Raw genomic sequence first — 15,819 nt, 5'->3', positions numbered from 1 at the left:
TCATAATATCACCGTCCTTACTACTATTATGGGCGATTTTATGTATGCTATATCAAGATTGTCTTATCCAATTGTTGGATTTTTGGCGCGCTCTGTCGGTTCTTGTGGTTAGCTTTTCAACACAATACCTCTACTGATTCCCGTCCTGCGGTTTTATTATTTGCATTTGTTTCTACCACATAGATTCTTTCTAATTCAATAGTTGATGAAATATTCTGAGGCAGATTTACTTTCAAATACTTCCATACAGTCCAATCGATACCATTTTTAAAATCAATTGTATGTCTAGTACCTGCTGCATCCTTCACACGAGGGTAAGCCAAGGGGACGGCAGTCCAATGCTGTCAACTTGGTTCCTAATACTCATTTTATGCCTGCAAAAATTTTGTAACACCTTCCCCATCTTCGAATATAATTTGCTATTTATTCCTCTAAAATTATATGATAAGTAACACTTCCACTTTTCTCTCTTGCTTTTCTTGGCATAAAAACTGACCTCCAAATCTATGTTAGCATAAATTTGGAGGCTTCTTAACCATAAGAACTGTCTCCTTGGTTCCAGCGTTAAATCATATTTAATTATGTTTCTTAATTTTTATTTTACTCTTTGCGTTATCCACTAATTTATCTAACTTTTCATCTGCTAAATCCTGGATCTCTTCATAAGTTAAATTTTCTAGCTCTGCTTCATTCTCAGCCATTACCTCCGACATTATACTTCCCCTAAGTTCACCTAGAAGTATAAAATCATGATACATTGCATACGCTTCTTCGCTAGTCCAAAAACTATCTTTATCAAATCCATAAGCTTCAAAATAATCATCTGCCATTTTCCTTATTTCGGCATCTTTGTTATAGTGTTCACGCACAAAATTGATATAATCTAAGACTTCATTCTCATCTACTTCTATCCCTTTATCTTTAGCCACTTTTTTTTCAAGTACTCGTTTAATTAGGAACTCATCTACCCGCTTCTCATCCTGGGTATCCAACTGAATCTTCATTAATTCATATTCTGCTTTAGTTATTTTTCTTTCTCCTATTTCCAGCACATAACTATCATCTGCTTTTAAAAAATCGGCTTCTGTTCTAAATTTCTTGATACTATTTAGTATCTCTTGGACATTTGTGTTTGGACCATTATTTGCTTGTACGCCAACACTTATTACTAAACAAATAATAATGGACACCAGTACCAGTATTGATATTTTATTTTTTTTCATATTATACCTCCTTATTATTATATGCATATACTATTTAGGGGTTTAAAAATTTATAGTAGTATCCAGATGCTTTACGTTAGGGTTGCAATCCTGAGAAGACCATTGATAACTAGCTCTAATAGCTGTTGGCGAACTGAAGCTCTTAACTGCTCCACATCTTTGCGCTCTAACTATATCTTTTGGATCATAAATAATGCTAGTATTAATCCACTCATTAGCCCAAAAATAACCAAGAACATTAGAATTTTTTCTTACGTGCGTGTTATTAAACGCAAAACGTTGGCTAAATGGTCTATTGTTTCCATCTACAACTGTAGCAGTATAGTATTGCTGATAAATAGTTCTATCACCTGTTGTATCTACGTCAAAATTAAACTTTACTGTTATAACTATAAGAACCCAACTAACATCACTTATATAATAAGTTCCGAAACTTTGTGAATCATTTTTGCTATAAGAATCAGCGTAATTCATTGAAATGGTAGAAGTCATTAACAGGAGTACTAATATTAATACTAATAATTTTCTATTTTTCATTCTTGTATCCTCCTTTAATATTTAATAACATTTTTATAAATCTTTGCATTAAGATATTAATTAAGTTATACCCTCCTTTCTTCATAACATTAGAATACCTTTTTCTTCTCCTTATCTGCATTATTTCCCTCAATGAGATAGCATCTATTAACATTTCTATCGCTTCTGGCGTAACAATATAAAAGGTTCAACAACGAATTTTGTGAAACAATAATATTTCCATAAATTTCATTATCATATTAATGGTAAAAAGGGTACAAAAAATCCGATTCATCCCTTATCATTTTAAACGTCAATCCAAAATCGATAAGGAGGTGAATCGAATGAATACCAACTATGATATTATCCGAAATCTAATTGGATTGCAAGGCTTAGAGATAATTTATTCCAATGTAAATAATGGTATATTTGAAGTGTTTGCAAAGTCTGAATTCGATTTTGCTAAATGTCCCCATTGTGGGAATATCAGCTATACTGTACATGATAGACGATATCAGTCATATAAGCATTTGCCTATATGGGGAATGGATACGGTTATTATCCTTGAAATAAAGCGTTATGTCTGTGACTGTGATCCTGAACATCCTTTTGACGAATACTTTTCTTTTATCAGAAGGTATCAGCGCTATACTATTCCCTATGAGCAATATATTTTTAAACTGGCTTATAAAAATACCATCAAAAATGTTAGTGACATCACGAATGCTGGTGAAGGTACATGCCAGAGGATTTATAACCATTATGCAAAGAAAGCTCTTAACTCATGTGTTCCTGAACCACTAAGACTCTTAGGTATTGATGATATCGCCTCTAAAAAGGGACATAACTACGATACCATCATTTACAATCAAGAAACCGGCAACGTAGTTGCTATATTATCCGGTAGGAAAAAGGAAGATGTAGTATCTTACTTTAAAAGTTTACCGGAAGATATAAAACAAGGTGTTGAAGCGGTTTCAATGGATATGAGTAGAAGTTATTGTTTTTCGGTATTAGAATGTCTTCCTAATGCCAAGCCTGTTATAGATAGGTTTCATATATCTCAACACCTTCATAATTGTGTGGATGAAGGAAGAAAGCATATTCAAAATCATGTACGGAAGTATGGCAATAAGGGTGAAGTCTTTAAAATTCGTTGGGCAATATTAAAGAATGTGGATGATGTAAGCTCTGATGAATACACCAATTTACTAAACGCCTTCGCAAAATATCCTAAACTCGAAGAACTACATTATCTTAAAGAGGAATTCCGTACCTTTTTTACCCTTACTTCAAAGGAAGGTGCTGCCTCATTCCTAGTCTATTACAAATATCTGGTGGATGAATATGATATTCCTGAACTAGAGAAATTTGTAAAAACCCTTGACAATTGGATGGAGTACATCCTAAATTATTACAATTATCCCATATCCAATGGTACTACCGAAGGGAATAATCACAAAGTTAAAAACATAAAGCGTAGAGCCTACGGCTATCGGAATCATAATAATTGGGAAATTAGGGTTAAGTATGAATTTCAATGTGCCTAGAGTTTAGCTTTCTTCAAAGATTTAAAGAGGTATAGGGAAAGTCTAAGTTCTTATATTACTATAATTATCCTTTAAATCAATAAAAATCATCACTAGTCAAATCTATCAAGTAGAAGAAAATTAAGGTTTCTAGATATATGAATATTTTTCCTGTAAATTATGCATTGACAGGATAGGTGTACATGACACCACAAAATTTATTGTTGAACCGAAATTTGATTGAGCATCATCATCTTCCTTTTTCTGTTATTTACCTTAAACATACCATGGCTTACCTATCATAACAACCCTTTTGGCATAAGTGGTTGTTGAAACGGCATAACTGGTAATGAAAAAAGGTAATACATTATTTTGTACTACCTTTTCGTGGTAAAGCTATATTCACTTTAAAATATCACCACCATAAAAAGCGATGTGGAATAACAATCCATTTTTACCCAGTCTGCCGTCCCCTTGGTCCTATTATTCAATTTCTATAGTATTTATGTCTAATATAGCTTCTCCCTTCACCTCTAATTTCGCTCTTTCCCATTTTCCATTTATTTTTTTAGAAGACTGCTTAACATTTGTTCCATCAGCTTCTTTGTAAAGTACTACAAGTTCAGAATTATCTTCTTTTATTAAAAATATAGGTATTGTGGAACCTATTGGTCCTTGGTTTAAAGCATCAAATTCTGTTGCAATTTCCCAACCATAATCTTCAATCTCATCAAATTCTATTTCTTTATAATTTGCTGATATTTCTCTTGCCGATAATGTTTTATCTAAATAGAAACTTGTCATAATATCATTTCTAGTATGTTGCAGTAGTATCTCTGTCTTAAGTTCTATATTTTCATCCTTCTCACTATTAGCACTAATCATGGCTAAACTTCCTATCATTAAAATAAAACTCAAAGTAAAAAGAATAATAGTTTTTTGTTTTCTTAACATTTTTTTCCTCCTTCTATTAATTACTATCTTTAAGTGTGCTAGTACTAAATACTATCCACTCAGGGTTGCCTGAATATCTTCCATAAGGTGTAAGGTCTAATCGCCAACTATTTGAATATTTACTACTTGAAACTGTGCCTTCTTTTACTGCCTTATATGGTTTAGTAGTGTCCGTTACAGATGAATCTACAACTTTTGTACCATTTCTATAAACTGTATACCTTACTTTAACACCTGTAGTATTACTAGTAGCTGCCTCTGCATCTGCATAGAAATCAGCCCCATATCCATAAGCCTCAATCCATCCATCTGACAGTATTACGTATACATCATCAGCATATACCATGCCAAGTGACATTACAAGCATTATAGTAATGCTTATCACTAAACCACTTTTTTTCATTCTCATAAATACTTCTCCTTTTTTCTTTATTTTTTTCATGTATATTAATATTTCATTTAACTTTAGATTTTCGTATTTTAAAGCACAATCAATCTAAACTTTCCAAAAACCGTCACAAATATCTTTTTAGTCACTATTTTTAGGAATCTCAAAAAATCTTATCCATAACACCTTAGCCCCAAAAAGGTTAGGGGTATTAAAAGATATATAATGTTCAGCTCCTTTCTTATAATTCTCATAGTTATTAAATTGAGTTGATATTTCTTGTTTTACTTTCTTCAACTAAAACTGTTTTTTCTATTCGCTTTACCTGGAAACTTCGGCTGATACATAATGCCAATACAATTAATATTGGCTCCTAGATTAGCAAAAGTCATGATGGTAACTGCAAATAAGTTTAAAAACATGTTTTTAACCCTCATCGCCATCCCCCCTCTTTTGTATAAAATTATATTTTTCGCCTTGTCACCCAGGGTGTCAAGGTTACTGCCTCACTGAAAAATCCTATAGCTGCAATGGCAGCATAATTTAAGATAAAGCTTGTCTTGAAAAAAGTAACTAAAACAATAATGAGAATACTTCCTATCATGACGGTTGCTGTACTTCTTTTTTTATATTTTTTTATCTCATGTTGATCTAATGGTTTGTTGGGCGTATCTACTGGAGCATATTTGAATACTAGAATCGTTGAGAAGATAAGTAGAATCGGCAGAAGGATTATGATATATTTCATGGGTATACTTTTTACAAGAAAAATAGATGCGAAGGTTAAGATATTTGTAATCATCAGGCATTTCCAAAAGGACTCTGAGTGAACTCCTCCTGCTTGTATTCTTAAGGAGCTAAAGGCTAGGATAAACACGATTGCTTCTTTGAATAAACCTAGTATGAAGGCTAAAATGAATAACACTAAATATTTTATAACTGTAATAAAAAATACTTCTGTTCCGAAAACATACCAGTCAAAATCTTTATCATGAATAATATTATTTTCTTTCATTACATTGACAACATAACAAGAAATTTGATTAAGCATCATCATCTTCCTTTTTCTGTTAATTACCTTAAACATATCATGACTTGCCTATCATAACAACCCTTTTGGCATAAGTGGTCGTTGAAACGGCATAACTGGTAATAAAAAAAGGTAATACATTATTTTGTGCTACCTTTTTGTGGTAAAGCTATATGTACTTTGAAAATATTACCATCATCCTCTAGCTTTAAGATACCCTCATACTGCTCAACAACCCTCTGGATGTTTTGCAGACCGAAGCCATGATTTTCTTTATCTTCTTTTGTGGTATATTTTTGGAGAATATCTTCCTTCTTAAAGACAATTTCCTTTGATTTAGAATTCTCTTCCTTAATGACTAAATAATTTGCTTTTTTATGCATTTTAAGCTCAATTTTAGGTGTTTCATTCCCTGATTTTATGCATGCTTCTATGGCATTATCTAATAAATTGCCTAGAATTATTGATAAATCAACATATTCAACAAATAATTTTTCAGGAAGATTAATGTCAAAATCTATATTAATTTTTTGCTTTATGGCTTTTTGATATTTAATGTTTATTAAAGCTATGATAACAGGATGCTTCGTATCAATAATCTGATTAAAACAAGAAATATTCTTTTCTAAATCCACCATATATTTTTTTGCTTCTTCTATCTGCTCTAGCTGAATTAAACCATACAAGGTGCTAACATAATTATTTAAATCATGCCTTTGTGACCGTATATTCATCATTAGATCTTCCATATTTTTGATATAGAAATCTTGTTTCTCATACTCCCTTATCTTTAATCTCATGATTTCTTCCTGCTGTTCTTGATGCACCATGGTTTTTGTAAGTTCAAATATAAGCCAACTAAACAATAATGCTGCTAGGGTTATTGAAACTAATATAAGGTACTCACTTGAAGAGCCTATTTCCATATATCTATATAAAATGAATGTCATATAAATGATGATTACATTAAATAGAAGAATAAATGTTACTACCCTTTTCTTTTTATCATGAATATGGGTCATTGGAGGGATCTTAGATATCCATAGCCATATGACTAAGAAAAAGCTTGTTTTTGATACAAGAATTGCTAGTATTCTTAAAGGGGATAACTGTAAAATCTCTGTTGGCGTTATTTGGAATAAATATACAAATAAATAGGCTGTTATTGTTTCAAAAATAAACATTAAGACTAAACCTACTACTAATACAAGAAAAGTATTTAGCAGATCTTTCTTGAAAAAAGAAGAAAACCCCAAAGTCAACATTATAAATATGGGGATAAATCCCAATAAACTTGCCAATCCAAAAATATGGTTGATTGCCGTATTAACTATTGCAAGAAGAAACATTACAGCGAAGGCATATATCTTTGTAGCTTTCTTATTATCAAAAACTTTCGTCATAAAATAATATAGAAGAAATACATCAATAATATTGGTTATAAAATTCACTACACTATTTAACATAATTTACTCACTAATCCTCAAAAAGATTTTTTGATAAAGCATCTAACACTTCCTCTTTATATCTTCTGCTTACGGGTATTTTTTGATTAATTTCTCTAAATAGAATAAAATCATTTTCGATAGCAAATATCTTATCAACATTTGCAATAAAACCATGGTGACACCGGATAAAGGACTTGCTTTTTAAGCCTATTATAATTTTTTGTAGTGTATCTAAAAACTGGAATGAGCCCTTATCAGTCTCAACCAATATTTTTTTACCCTGTCTTTCAAAATAATAGATTTCATCATATCTTATTTTAAGAGTTTGTTGTTTGGTCCTTATAAAGAAAATATTGTTTTTTTCTTCATAGGCTAATCTTTCTTTAAAACGAGTCAGTATTTTTTTCATTAAAGCATGAAACTTTTGGGGAGTAATAGGTTTAATCATATATTGAAATGCTTGGATTTCAAAGGCTTCTAATGCATAATCCTTAAAACCAGTGATAAATACAATGACTGCTTTAGGTAACTTTACCCTTAACTCATTTCCCACTTGAATTCCGTTTAATCCCTCCATTTCTATGTCAAGAAAAACAATATCAATAGATTCTTTTTTAATCTTTTCCAATAATTCTTCACCACTACATGCTTTTATGAGGTAAATATCATAATCTCTATTATTTCTATTAAAATCCTCTAAATATTTTACTATTATATTTAAATGATTAGGACAATCATCACATATTGCTATATGCAGTTTCATATCTATAGCCACCTTGTTTTTTCTTTTTATTGTTAAATCAAAAATTGTCTTTATATCATTAATAGTAACAAAAAAATTCTATGAAAAAGCACATGCTTCGACAAAGTGCAATATATATCGATAAACTGTTTCCAACAATCTACTAACTTCACATTAAACCTTTTAGAAAAATACTTTAAAAGGGGTTGTAGTAGATGGCATATATCAAAGGAGAAGATAGAAATCGAATTATTATGTTCCCAGAATGTATTGATGATTACATCTCAGAAGATAACCCAGTAAGAGTAATAGATACTTTTGTAGAGACATTAGATTTAAAGGAGTTAGGTTTTAAAAGAACCGAACCAAATGAAGAAAAGATAGATAAATACATGCAGGCGCTAGACGAAGAAGATAAAAAAGAAAATTATGATCGCAAACCCAATGCTCAAGAGATAACCAATAGGATCAAGGAACTCAATGAACGAAAAGAGAAATACGAAGAATACAAAAAAGAACTCAAGAAAAAGAGAGAAAATGAAGTATCTACTACAGATCCTAATGTAAGACTTATGAACAATAACAACAATAACGTAGATGTTAGCTACAACATACAGACCACAGTAGATGCTAAGCATAAATTAATTATAGATTTTAAAGTATCCTAGAAACCAAATGATTTAGGAGAGCTTGACTGACAATATGGCTCTAAGAACTAAGAAGATTTTTAAAGGAAAAGAATTTGAAGTATTAGCAGACAAATGATATTACAAAGCAGAAGATCTTTAAAAATGCGTTGAGAAGGGAATTACACCCTATGTAACAAAAGAAGTTTACTCAAATGGAACAGGAGATAGAGATTTTTATTTCGATAGATTTAAATACGATAAAGAACCCTAAAACGAAGCTGGGAGACTTATTACCCTTTTAGCATTAGTGCCGCCCCCTCGATCTGCATTATATGCCAAACAAAACGTCCCTTTGGCTTTTTGGCTTCTCTGCGTAGCTTTGCTACGCAGGTTTTATCTCACCTTTCACCTCTATTTCTTCTATTGGATTTTTTATAATGTTATTAATAATCAATCCTATCATTGATCCTATAAAAGTCTCCGAAATTCTCCTTATTCCATAGATCCAGCCTGTATCTGTATCATTCAAATATACTACTGCAAAGAATACTATGCATCCCGGCACTATGGATTCATGTTTCTTGAATAGGTTCAGCACACATATTACAGGTATTACCCCTAGCCCAAGTAAGATTGTATTACTGGTAGAAATTGAAAATACTATACCCACCACGCCTCCTATAGCTGTTGCCAAATTTCTGATGAATGCCGCTTCTATCGATTTTTTCATAGTTCGCTCCACCGAAGCTACAGCTCCTATACAAGCAAAGAAGGGCGTATCTTTTATTATATATTCCATCGTCAATGCTGATAATATCACTGCTATAGCAGTTTTTAAAGTTCTCTTGCCAATTGGTGTAAATTTTTTCAACTTATATTATCCTCCTGTCTTCCTCTTGATATTTCACTGTATCATTAAATACTGACGACAGCCACTCCCCCTTTGACTTTATTATGAATTACTATTGTTTTCGCTAACAATTCTCAATCCAGTGCATTCTAAGTAACTCCCAAGAAACACTAAGAGACTAGATTTATCTTTTATCGGCATTCCTATTATAATTTTCTTTATTATCTAGCACCAGAATCTTATATTAAGAGAAATTATCATTATAACTCTTTAATTAACACCAAGTCCAAATATAATTAACTCTACAATGACATAAGAAACTAATAATATTGTAACCATTTAGAAAAAAAGTTGCAACCTAGTAATTATATTTGACAGCCAGAAGCCTAACGTCCCTTTGGCTCCTTCAAGAGCTTCTGTCGGCTCCCCGATTATCCAAAAATAAAAGGAAAAAGCTCAAACCCGATGCTTTTCCCTTTTATCATTATCACTTCAATAATTAATTTGCCATCTTTAGTATATCTATAATCTTATGCAATGTTTTATTTTTGATTTCTCTACACTGTCTTTCTTCTAAATTGACATCATAAGTTATATAACGCCAAATCTTATTTTCCATATACTTTTTTTCAATGATTTGTTTTTCTATATCTCCTAAACTATTAATGGCATTATGAATTCGTTTTATAAATCTTTCTAAATGTCTTTTTTCAAATTGTAATAGTTCTATCTGCTGTTGAAGCTCTAAATCCTCCAGCACCTGCATTTCTGTTTTTGAAAATATTTGATGGGTTCTTATAATATTTTCGTAACTGATTCCCTTCAAACATAACCCCTGCATGTCCTTATATTCTTCAATCTGAAGCTCAATTTCCTTGATCCTAGCTTCATACTGCTTCAGATTCTTGAGAATTTTCTCCAGTTCTTTTAAATTTAATACCTTATTATTACTTTCATATAAATAACTTATCTTCATAATCATTCACCGCCCAACATATAGAGTATATAAATAAAGGTCCTTAGAGATTAATCAATGTCATAAATTGTACTGTATCTTTACAGAAACCTATTTTAAAATTTATCTTTCTATTATAAATTATAATATGGATTTCTAAATAATTGAGGCACACTTGCGAAATTTTTCTGGAGATGTTTCTCACTGGCCCCTAATAACTTCAATAAATCTAGTTTTCATTTCCTGCAGGCTGTCTTCTCTTGGCATTTTGATGAAACTAGCAAGATGTTCCATGTGTGGTTCCAACTCCTCAAGCACCTTCTCTAACGCCCCATTATCCCCTTTTCTCGCCTGTTCTACTAATAGTCTAAATGTTTCATTTGTTGCCGCAACTGATTTACATATTTCTTTTTCCATTTATTTACCCCCTGTTGTGTTATATTTAATTGACGGGCTACTTCTTTCTCTGAGTAACCATCAATAATAGTATGCTTAATGATGTATCTTCCTTTGTTTGATGGTATGCTTTCAAGAATTTCTTCTAAATAGATATTAAATAGAACTGTATCTACGTCTAGTTCTCTGCCTATTGCTTCTTGAATGAGAGGGCATTCTTTTTTATATGTTTTTTTTGACGAATACTGTAATTTCCAGGCAATTCTTTTTAGTATTCTAACACATTCCTGTTTTGTTATCTCTTCAACATTTACCTTTCTATGATTCATAAACTCCCCCCTTATCTCTTTACTATCTAGGTAAAATGTACATTTAGATAACAACCATTTTTTGATTTTTTTTACATATTTTATAAAATTCATTATTTTATAACTACTGATTGAGTGCTGAACTTCTTGTTAACACTTAACAATTCTTTCTTTAAAATAGTCTTATTTGGTAGATATAGTCTATATTATATCCTGTATGCCTTATCTAGAAAAATTTGGATTTTAAAGTAAACTGGAAGGAATTTGCACAATACCGATTAGAATTTATAAAAATGGGCAGTTTTTTAAGTAGAATTATAGAATTCCGATAGTGAAAAAACATAAAACCCAAAAACAAAATTTCTTTTCTAACGAGGATTAACGGCAATTCCAAGCTCAAAAGAACATGTCATGTCTAAATTGTATATGGAGTATTACTTGATTTATTTTTTAAAATCACAATAAAATTTAAACATAGCAAAAGACAGGAGAGACTCAACTCACCTGTCCCATAGAGATATCTTTTTAAAAGTGTTTTAGTATCTCCGTTCCCTTGGTTTGCTTTATCCCCCCACCCAACCCAAAATGCGGTGGGGAGAGTAATTACCTAAATTAATTTTCTTTCATCTTTGCTTAAAAGTAGTTGTAGTGCATATTTATGATGATGCATACAAAAAAAATTAAGCCATAATACTCCTGTTAAAGTGAGTATTATGGCTTAAAATAATTTTTATGTCATTGTTGTTGTCAGTAACTCCGTCCCCTAGACATTTGTAGGTCTAGTCCTATTTACTTAGCTTCAAAGCCAAAACTAGAGCTTTTTAAAGATGCAAGCTCCACAGACCAGAACCCCCGTCCCTTTGACACATGCCTTTATATATAAGCTTTATACCATATTTTTACCAGAATATTAATTTAATAACTGATATAACAATGGAAATAATACCAATTACCATTAAAATATTCTCAATTCTCCTTTTCATTGTATTTCCTTCTCTCTACACCTTAATAAATTGCTTTACATTTACAGTAACACAAAATACCTTATATTATATACTATCTAAAAAGGTTTACTATAAAAGCAATTATGCTAATAATTATTGTTGCAACTGCTGCAATACCCATTTGTATCAGTTTTCTTCTAGCCTCTTCATGCATTATTAACACCCCCATAAAGATATCCCATTCGTTATTTTTCTCTGTATTATTTGTGTCCAATATTAAAATTTAATTGTACTTTACCATGGTCCTTGAGGTTGATCATATTTATATAACAGATTGCCCTCCCTATAAAAAGATTCTTCCCCATATGCAGGTTGGTTTACACTTGTCCCAACATAAACGAAAACATCTCCAGCCTTTAAATTTTTCCCTTGTTTATAGTTAGGATCCGACTTATCCATCAAATAATCAAGCCTACTAAAAAACTCTCCAACACCACCAGTCGGTATCTTATTAATTGTCTTTAAAATTCCTTCTTGTTGCTTTGTCGGTTCACCTCCGTGCTTCCATAACTCACTTTCGTTTAAATAGTCTGCTATGACGTATAACTTTGAGGAGCTTTCATAATCAGTATAATTATAATTATCAATATATTTATACGTATCTTTATATTTATCATCTTTCCTTATTATAACTGCTTGGTAATGCATAGCGTCTGCTTTTATACTATCCCCTTGATCTTTATATTCATTATATTTTGTCTTTAATGCCGAAATAACTGCATAGTCTTTTTTATCTAAAAACTTTTGATCAGGTGTCCTTAAAGGTTCTGCCGCTCCTGTTACTGCATCAACCTCATTATTAGATGAACACTTAGCTAAACCACTCGGATCAACATATCTAATAGGATTATTAGAAACATAGGTGTATAGGTTTAATCCATCTCCTCTAAAGGTATCTTCTTGTGTGAATCTTCCTATTTTAGGGTTGTAGTATCTTGCTCTGAGGTAGTATTGTTCTGCCATCTGGTCATACTGCTCTCCTGCATATCGGAAGGGGTTAGTTATTCTTGCAGCGTAATCTGTGATGTTGCCGAAGGCATCGTATTGGTATTGGTTTTGTATTTCTCCATTTTCTCCTACTAGGTTCATGGTATCTCTGTGGGAATTGTGTAGATAGTAACCACTGATTCCTCGGTGGTCTTTTGTTGCTACTAGGGCATGGCCTCTGGTGTATCTTGTTATACCTCCTGTGTTTGTATTGATCTCTGCTATGATATTGGCTCCGGAGAACACAAAGTCGTGGCTGATTCCTTTTTCTGTCACACCTACTCTGTAGCTCATAACATCATATACATTGATTTGGTAGGAACCGTGTAGTTTTACCGCTTCAATTTTTCTGTCAAGTCCGTCATAATTATATGTGCCCATTATATCACTTTTACCACTTTTTGTTAATCGGTTCCTAGTTGACTCTTTGAATGTCTTCCTTATAAATAATAATTCTATCAGTTTCTCATTTTTCAGTTATCTGTTTTTGCTTTCATCTCTGGTTAAAAATAATTGTAGTGTATTTTGGGTATGATGTTAGGATAAATAAAGAAAAAAGCCATAGTACTCCTATTGAAGTGAGTATTATGGCTTTAAATAGTTTTTTTATTGTGGCAGTAACTTTTTTATAGGATTTCTCGTGTTAAAACCTTTTCTTTGCAGATCCAATCTTATTTTATTTAGCTTCTGAATCAAGCCTAGAGCTTTATAGGGTGTACTATCTCTAGACCAGAACCCCCGTCCCCTTGGTTTCCCCTTGGTTTCCTTTGTCAACAACTCCCACCCCTTGTTACTTGAACCGTCCCTTTGCTTTCTCAGAGTTAAATACTTCTTTCAATAGCCCGTTGAAATATGCGCAGTAAAGCTAATAAATATACAATATTACATCCAAAAATTAATTCTGCCTTACTTTTAATGATTGATTTCTTATAAACTACTAGCAAATACATACTAAAAATTATATTTATGCCAGCAGGAATCATAGATAGAAAAAGTCCAACCTTTATATAGTATGCTAAAAATGGTGATATAGATTGAATACTTTTTATAAATAGAGTTGATATCCCACACATCCAAATTAATACTGTAACTATAGTCATGATTATTAACATCTTTTTCATAGCATTTCCCCTTAAATTAACTTGTTGTGCTACTTATTAAAATTTCTATAAGGAATATTATGGAAACAAGCAAAGTCATAGTATCCCTTAAATTTAAGAATAATCAACTAAATGGATATTTTATCCAAATATTAGATCTTTAATCTTTGCTAAATCACTAGTTTTGCCCAATATTCTATTCATAAAATGACATAGATTATAGCCTAAAACCTTTGTCTTAATCCTAGTGGTTAATCCCCAAAGGGATTTTGCCAGCACCTTTTCAATATTAAGTTGCTCCGATAGCTGAGAAGCAGTGGTTTCAATTCTCCTTCTTAGTTTGAAAATCACCTGCCTTAGAGCTTTAGAATACTGAATTTTGCTATTCTTCCTTTGCAAAGGTAGTAGATCAATATTCTTTTCATGCTTAAGTTCAGAAGAAAGATTACTATTTATATAGCCCTTATCTCCAAGAACAGTGATAGAATCATAGGATTCAAGGAGTTCCCATACAACCCTCCTATCATCAATATCTGCTGGTGTAAGGGCAAAATCAATAACATAACCATCTAAGCCAACGAGCATATGCAGTTTGTATCCAAAGTAAGTTTCCTTCTTAGATGGACACCTTCCATAGGATGCACCATAGCCCCTAAAGGTTTTATGAAAACGGGCTCTACCAAATTTGCAGACGGGTATTGGAATACTATCAATGATTCTATAAGGATTACCGTTAAAACCAAGCATTGAAGTGATTTCTTTACGGATTTCTTCAATTATTGCATGTAATGCCCTACGGGTTCTATTAAAACGAGTTCTGTGACAAAAGCTAGGAAATAGGTCGCTAAGATTCTTTTTACAGAATCCAAACCAAGCATTTTCTGAATCAATAGTGAGTAGTTCACCAACAATACTAATGGTAATTATTTCACTATCACTAAGGATAGATTCGTTGATATTCTTACGTTCTTTGATGTATGTTGGAGTAATTCTCTGGTAAATATCGTCAATAACGACATAGGTGACAGTTATGAAGTCTTTTAAATCACCAATTTCTTTGATAGAATATTTGTTAGTAAGCTCTAGCATATGTTATCCTCCTATCTTAATTTCGTGATGGTTATTAAAGATAGGTTAACATAATTCGCTGGAGCTTTTCTATTTGTAAGTTTTACTAGCACAACGAGTTAAATTAGTTAATTTTAGGGATTTCCTCAATTACAAACCCTAAGTCTTTATACAATTTTATTAGTTGTTCATATGTAACCTCATAGTTTTCATTAAGTGTATCTGCCAAATACATAAATATATTATCTGCTTTTGTTAATTCTTTCATGTTGACTTTATTATAGTTATGTACAACAGTAGATGTATAAGAATTATCTTCTATTTTACTTGAATGTTCAAACCCTATATGATTAAATATCTCATTACTATATGTTTCTTTTATTTGGTTTTTATACTCTTTTATTGTGTCCAGTGCTTCATTATTGGAAAACAATTCCTCCACAATTTCAGATTTATTTACAACTCCAACTCTATGAAAAATTTTGATTGTCAATATTTGCTCAACTTCATAATTTCCTACCATAGTTTTTGTAGGTTCATAACGTAATATTGTAACATTGTATTCTACTTTATTACAACCCATTATTATTAAAGATACACGGCAAAAGCATGAATACATTTTATTCCAAAATCCTCAAAAGAGAATTTTTTAAAAATGCCATTGCAGCATTTGTATTGTGGTAGGCCTTGGT

At 31.7% G+C, this 15,819-nt stretch carries 22 protein-coding genes; 3 read left to right on the top strand and 19 right to left on the bottom strand.

Annotation, left to right across the window (positions count from 1 at the left end; genetic code table 11):
* Positions 1-116: 116 nt before the first annotated feature.
* From CHB72_RS24610 to CHB72_RS26930, 4 genes are all read right to left on the bottom strand, one after another.
* Complete coding sequence (locus CHB72_RS24610) at positions 117-323, bottom strand: hypothetical protein (RefSeq protein ID WP_089285516.1); 207 nt, start codon at positions 321-323, stop codon at positions 117-119.
* Positions 324-575: 252 nt separating this feature from the next.
* Positions 576-1,223 (bottom strand): SurA N-terminal domain-containing protein, encoded by a 648-nt coding sequence (locus tag CHB72_RS24605; protein ID WP_089285515.1) that lies wholly within the window; start codon positions 1,221-1,223, stop codon positions 576-578.
* Positions 1,224-1,265: 42 nt separating this feature from the next.
* On the bottom strand, positions 1,266-1,760 hold the full coding sequence (locus tag CHB72_RS24600; protein WP_089285514.1) for a hypothetical protein: 495 nt from the start codon (positions 1,758-1,760) through the stop codon (positions 1,266-1,268).
* Positions 1,750-1,914: a hypothetical protein gene (locus CHB72_RS26930; RefSeq protein ID WP_176431608.1), complete on the bottom strand. Its 165-nt coding sequence runs from the start codon at positions 1,912-1,914 to the stop codon at positions 1,750-1,752. Before CHB72_RS26930 ends, CHB72_RS24600 begins: the two co-directional genes overlap by 11 nt.
* A 169-nt stretch (positions 1,915-2,083) precedes the next feature.
* Between CHB72_RS26930 and CHB72_RS24595 the strand changes: the two genes are divergently transcribed.
* On the top strand, positions 2,084-3,289 hold the full coding sequence (locus CHB72_RS24595; protein ID WP_176431607.1) for an ISL3 family transposase: 1,206 nt from the start codon (positions 2,084-2,086) through the stop codon (positions 3,287-3,289).
* Between the two features lie 462 nt (positions 3,290-3,751).
* On the opposite strand, the gene CHB72_RS24590 is transcribed toward CHB72_RS24595, so the two are convergent.
* The 5 genes from CHB72_RS24590 to CHB72_RS24570 form a co-directional block, all read right to left on the bottom strand.
* A complete protein-coding gene (locus CHB72_RS24590; protein ID WP_089285512.1) occupies positions 3,752-4,222 on the bottom strand; it encodes a hypothetical protein in 471 nt (156 codons plus the stop codon).
* Positions 4,223-4,238: 16 nt separating this feature from the next.
* The gene (locus CHB72_RS24585; RefSeq protein ID WP_089285511.1) at positions 4,239-4,631 is read right to left on the bottom strand and encodes a hypothetical protein; all 393 of its coding nucleotides are present in this window, start codon (positions 4,629-4,631) and stop codon (positions 4,239-4,241) included.
* Between the two features lie 272 nt (positions 4,632-4,903).
* Positions 4,904-5,047 (bottom strand): cyclic lactone autoinducer peptide, encoded by a 144-nt coding sequence (locus tag CHB72_RS24580; RefSeq protein ID WP_176431606.1) that lies wholly within the window; start codon positions 5,045-5,047, stop codon positions 4,904-4,906.
* 26 nt (positions 5,048-5,073) lie between these two features.
* Complete coding sequence (locus tag CHB72_RS24575; protein ID WP_207652645.1) at positions 5,074-5,661, bottom strand: accessory gene regulator ArgB-like protein; 588 nt, start codon at positions 5,659-5,661, stop codon at positions 5,074-5,076.
* 119 nt (positions 5,662-5,780) lie between these two features.
* Positions 5,781-6,824 carry a sensor histidine kinase gene (locus CHB72_RS24570; RefSeq protein WP_176431605.1) on the bottom strand — a complete coding sequence of 348 codons (1,044 nt, stop codon included), beginning with the start codon at positions 6,822-6,824 and terminating at the stop codon, positions 5,781-5,783.
* Positions 6,825-6,873: 49 nt separating this feature from the next.
* Between CHB72_RS24570 and CHB72_RS26925 the strand changes: the two genes are divergently transcribed.
* Positions 6,874-7,050 carry a hypothetical protein gene (locus CHB72_RS26925; RefSeq protein ID WP_176431604.1) on the top strand — a complete coding sequence of 59 codons (177 nt, stop codon included), beginning with the start codon at positions 6,874-6,876 and terminating at the stop codon, positions 7,048-7,050.
* A gap of 66 nt (positions 7,051-7,116) precedes the next feature.
* On the opposite strand, the gene CHB72_RS24565 is transcribed toward CHB72_RS26925, so the two are convergent.
* Positions 7,117-7,851, bottom strand: coding sequence for a LytR/AlgR family response regulator transcription factor (locus tag CHB72_RS24565; protein WP_089285507.1), 735 nt, complete (start codon positions 7,849-7,851; stop codon positions 7,117-7,119).
* A gap of 194 nt (positions 7,852-8,045) precedes the next feature.
* Between CHB72_RS24565 and CHB72_RS24560 the strand changes: the two genes are divergently transcribed.
* Complete coding sequence (locus tag CHB72_RS24560) at positions 8,046-8,498, top strand: hypothetical protein (protein WP_089285506.1); 453 nt, start codon at positions 8,046-8,048, stop codon at positions 8,496-8,498.
* A gap of 343 nt (positions 8,499-8,841) precedes the next feature.
* On the opposite strand, the gene CHB72_RS24555 is transcribed toward CHB72_RS24560, so the two are convergent.
* The 9 genes from CHB72_RS24555 to CHB72_RS24520 form a co-directional block, all read right to left on the bottom strand.
* A complete protein-coding gene (locus CHB72_RS24555) occupies positions 8,842-9,330 on the bottom strand; it encodes an FUSC family protein (protein WP_089285505.1) in 489 nt (162 codons plus the stop codon).
* A 478-nt stretch (positions 9,331-9,808) separates the two neighbouring features.
* On the bottom strand, positions 9,809-10,285 hold the full coding sequence (locus CHB72_RS24550; RefSeq protein WP_089285504.1) for a hypothetical protein: 477 nt from the start codon (positions 10,283-10,285) through the stop codon (positions 9,809-9,811).
* Between the two features lie 180 nt (positions 10,286-10,465).
* A complete protein-coding gene (locus CHB72_RS24545; protein WP_089285503.1) occupies positions 10,466-10,681 on the bottom strand; it encodes a helix-turn-helix domain-containing protein in 216 nt (71 codons plus the stop codon).
* On the bottom strand, positions 10,624-10,989 hold the full coding sequence (locus CHB72_RS24540; protein WP_089285502.1) for a sigma-70 RNA polymerase sigma factor region 4 domain-containing protein: 366 nt from the start codon (positions 10,987-10,989) through the stop codon (positions 10,624-10,626). The genes CHB72_RS24545 and CHB72_RS24540 overlap by 58 nt, the downstream gene beginning before the upstream one ends.
* Positions 10,990-12,206: 1,217 nt before the next feature.
* Positions 12,207-13,340 carry an RHS repeat-associated core domain-containing protein gene (locus CHB72_RS24535; protein ID WP_089285501.1) on the bottom strand — a complete coding sequence of 378 codons (1,134 nt, stop codon included), beginning with the start codon at positions 13,338-13,340 and terminating at the stop codon, positions 12,207-12,209.
* A 225-nt stretch (positions 13,341-13,565) separates the two neighbouring features.
* Positions 13,566-13,733, bottom strand: coding sequence for a hypothetical protein (locus CHB72_RS26915; protein WP_176431602.1), 168 nt, complete (start codon positions 13,731-13,733; stop codon positions 13,566-13,568).
* 47 nt (positions 13,734-13,780) lie between these two features.
* Positions 13,781-14,080 carry a hypothetical protein gene (locus CHB72_RS24530; protein WP_089285500.1) on the bottom strand — a complete coding sequence of 100 codons (300 nt, stop codon included), beginning with the start codon at positions 14,078-14,080 and terminating at the stop codon, positions 13,781-13,783.
* 120 nt (positions 14,081-14,200) lie between these two features.
* The gene (locus CHB72_RS24525; protein ID WP_089285499.1) at positions 14,201-15,148 is read right to left on the bottom strand and encodes an IS982 family transposase; all 948 of its coding nucleotides are present in this window, start codon (positions 15,146-15,148) and stop codon (positions 14,201-14,203) included.
* A gap of 103 nt (positions 15,149-15,251) precedes the next feature.
* Complete coding sequence (locus CHB72_RS24520; RefSeq protein ID WP_089285498.1) at positions 15,252-15,746, bottom strand: DUF1307 domain-containing protein; 495 nt, start codon at positions 15,744-15,746, stop codon at positions 15,252-15,254.
* Positions 15,747-15,819 lie beyond the last annotated feature (73 nt).

The organism is Anaerovirgula multivorans, from assembly GCF_900188145.1.
GTDB classification, from domain to species: domain Bacteria; phylum Bacillota; class Clostridia; order Peptostreptococcales; family Natronincolaceae; genus Anaerovirgula; species Anaerovirgula multivorans.
The sequence above is the reverse complement of the archived record's forward strand: the minus strand, read 5'-3'. Positions and strand labels throughout refer to the sequence as shown.

What these genes read in the sequence shown, in the direction of transcription:
- CHB72_RS24605 (WP_089285515.1), bottom strand. Translation starts at nt 1,223, where the DNA reads ATGAAAAAAAATAAAATATCAATACTGGTACTGGTGTCCATTATTATT.
- CHB72_RS24600 (WP_089285514.1), bottom strand. Translation starts at nt 1,760, where the DNA reads ATGAAAAATAGAAAATTATTAGTATTAATATTAGTACTCCTGTTAATG.
- CHB72_RS24540 (WP_089285502.1), bottom strand. Translation starts at nt 10,989, where the DNA reads ATGAATCATAGAAAGGTAAATGTTGAAGAGATAACAAAACAGGAATGT.
- CHB72_RS24595 (WP_176431607.1), top strand. Translation starts at nt 2,084, where the DNA reads ATGAATACCAACTATGATATTATCCGAAATCTAATTGGATTGCAAGGC.
- CHB72_RS24530 (WP_089285500.1), bottom strand. Translation starts at nt 14,080, where the DNA reads ATGAAAAAGATGTTAATAATCATGACTATAGTTACAGTATTAATTTGG.
- CHB72_RS24525 (WP_089285499.1), bottom strand. Translation starts at nt 15,148, where the DNA reads ATGCTAGAGCTTACTAACAAATATTCTATCAAAGAAATTGGTGATTTA.
- CHB72_RS24520 (WP_089285498.1), bottom strand. Translation starts at nt 15,746, where the DNA reads ATGTATTCATGCTTTTGCCGTGTATCTTTAATAATAATGGGTTGTAAT.
- CHB72_RS24570 (WP_176431605.1), bottom strand. Translation starts at nt 6,824, where the DNA reads ATGTTTATTTTTGAAACAATAACAGCCTATTTATTTGTATATTTATTC.
- CHB72_RS24535 (WP_089285501.1), bottom strand. Translation starts at nt 13,340, where the DNA reads ATGGGCACATATAATTATGACGGACTTGACAGAAAAATTGAAGCGGTA.
- CHB72_RS24545 (WP_089285503.1), bottom strand. Translation starts at nt 10,681, where the DNA reads ATGGAAAAAGAAATATGTAAATCAGTTGCGGCAACAAATGAAACATTT.
- CHB72_RS24565 (WP_089285507.1), bottom strand. Translation starts at nt 7,851, where the DNA reads ATGAAACTGCATATAGCAATATGTGATGATTGTCCTAATCATTTAAAT.
- CHB72_RS24590 (WP_089285512.1), bottom strand. Translation starts at nt 4,222, where the DNA reads ATGTTAAGAAAACAAAAAACTATTATTCTTTTTACTTTGAGTTTTATT.
- CHB72_RS24575 (WP_207652645.1), bottom strand. Translation starts at nt 5,661, where the DNA reads ATGCTTAATCAAATTTCTTGTTATGTTGTCAATGTAATGAAAGAAAAT.
- CHB72_RS24560 (WP_089285506.1), top strand. Translation starts at nt 8,046, where the DNA reads ATGGCATATATCAAAGGAGAAGATAGAAATCGAATTATTATGTTCCCA.
- CHB72_RS26930 (WP_176431608.1), bottom strand. Translation starts at nt 1,914, where the DNA reads ATGTTAATAGATGCTATCTCATTGAGGGAAATAATGCAGATAAGGAGA.
- CHB72_RS24550 (WP_089285504.1), bottom strand. Translation starts at nt 10,285, where the DNA reads ATGAAGATAAGTTATTTATATGAAAGTAATAATAAGGTATTAAATTTA.
- CHB72_RS24585 (WP_089285511.1), bottom strand. Translation starts at nt 4,631, where the DNA reads ATGAGAATGAAAAAAAGTGGTTTAGTGATAAGCATTACTATAATGCTT.
- CHB72_RS24580 (WP_176431606.1), bottom strand. Translation starts at nt 5,047, where the DNA reads ATGAGGGTTAAAAACATGTTTTTAAACTTATTTGCAGTTACCATCATG.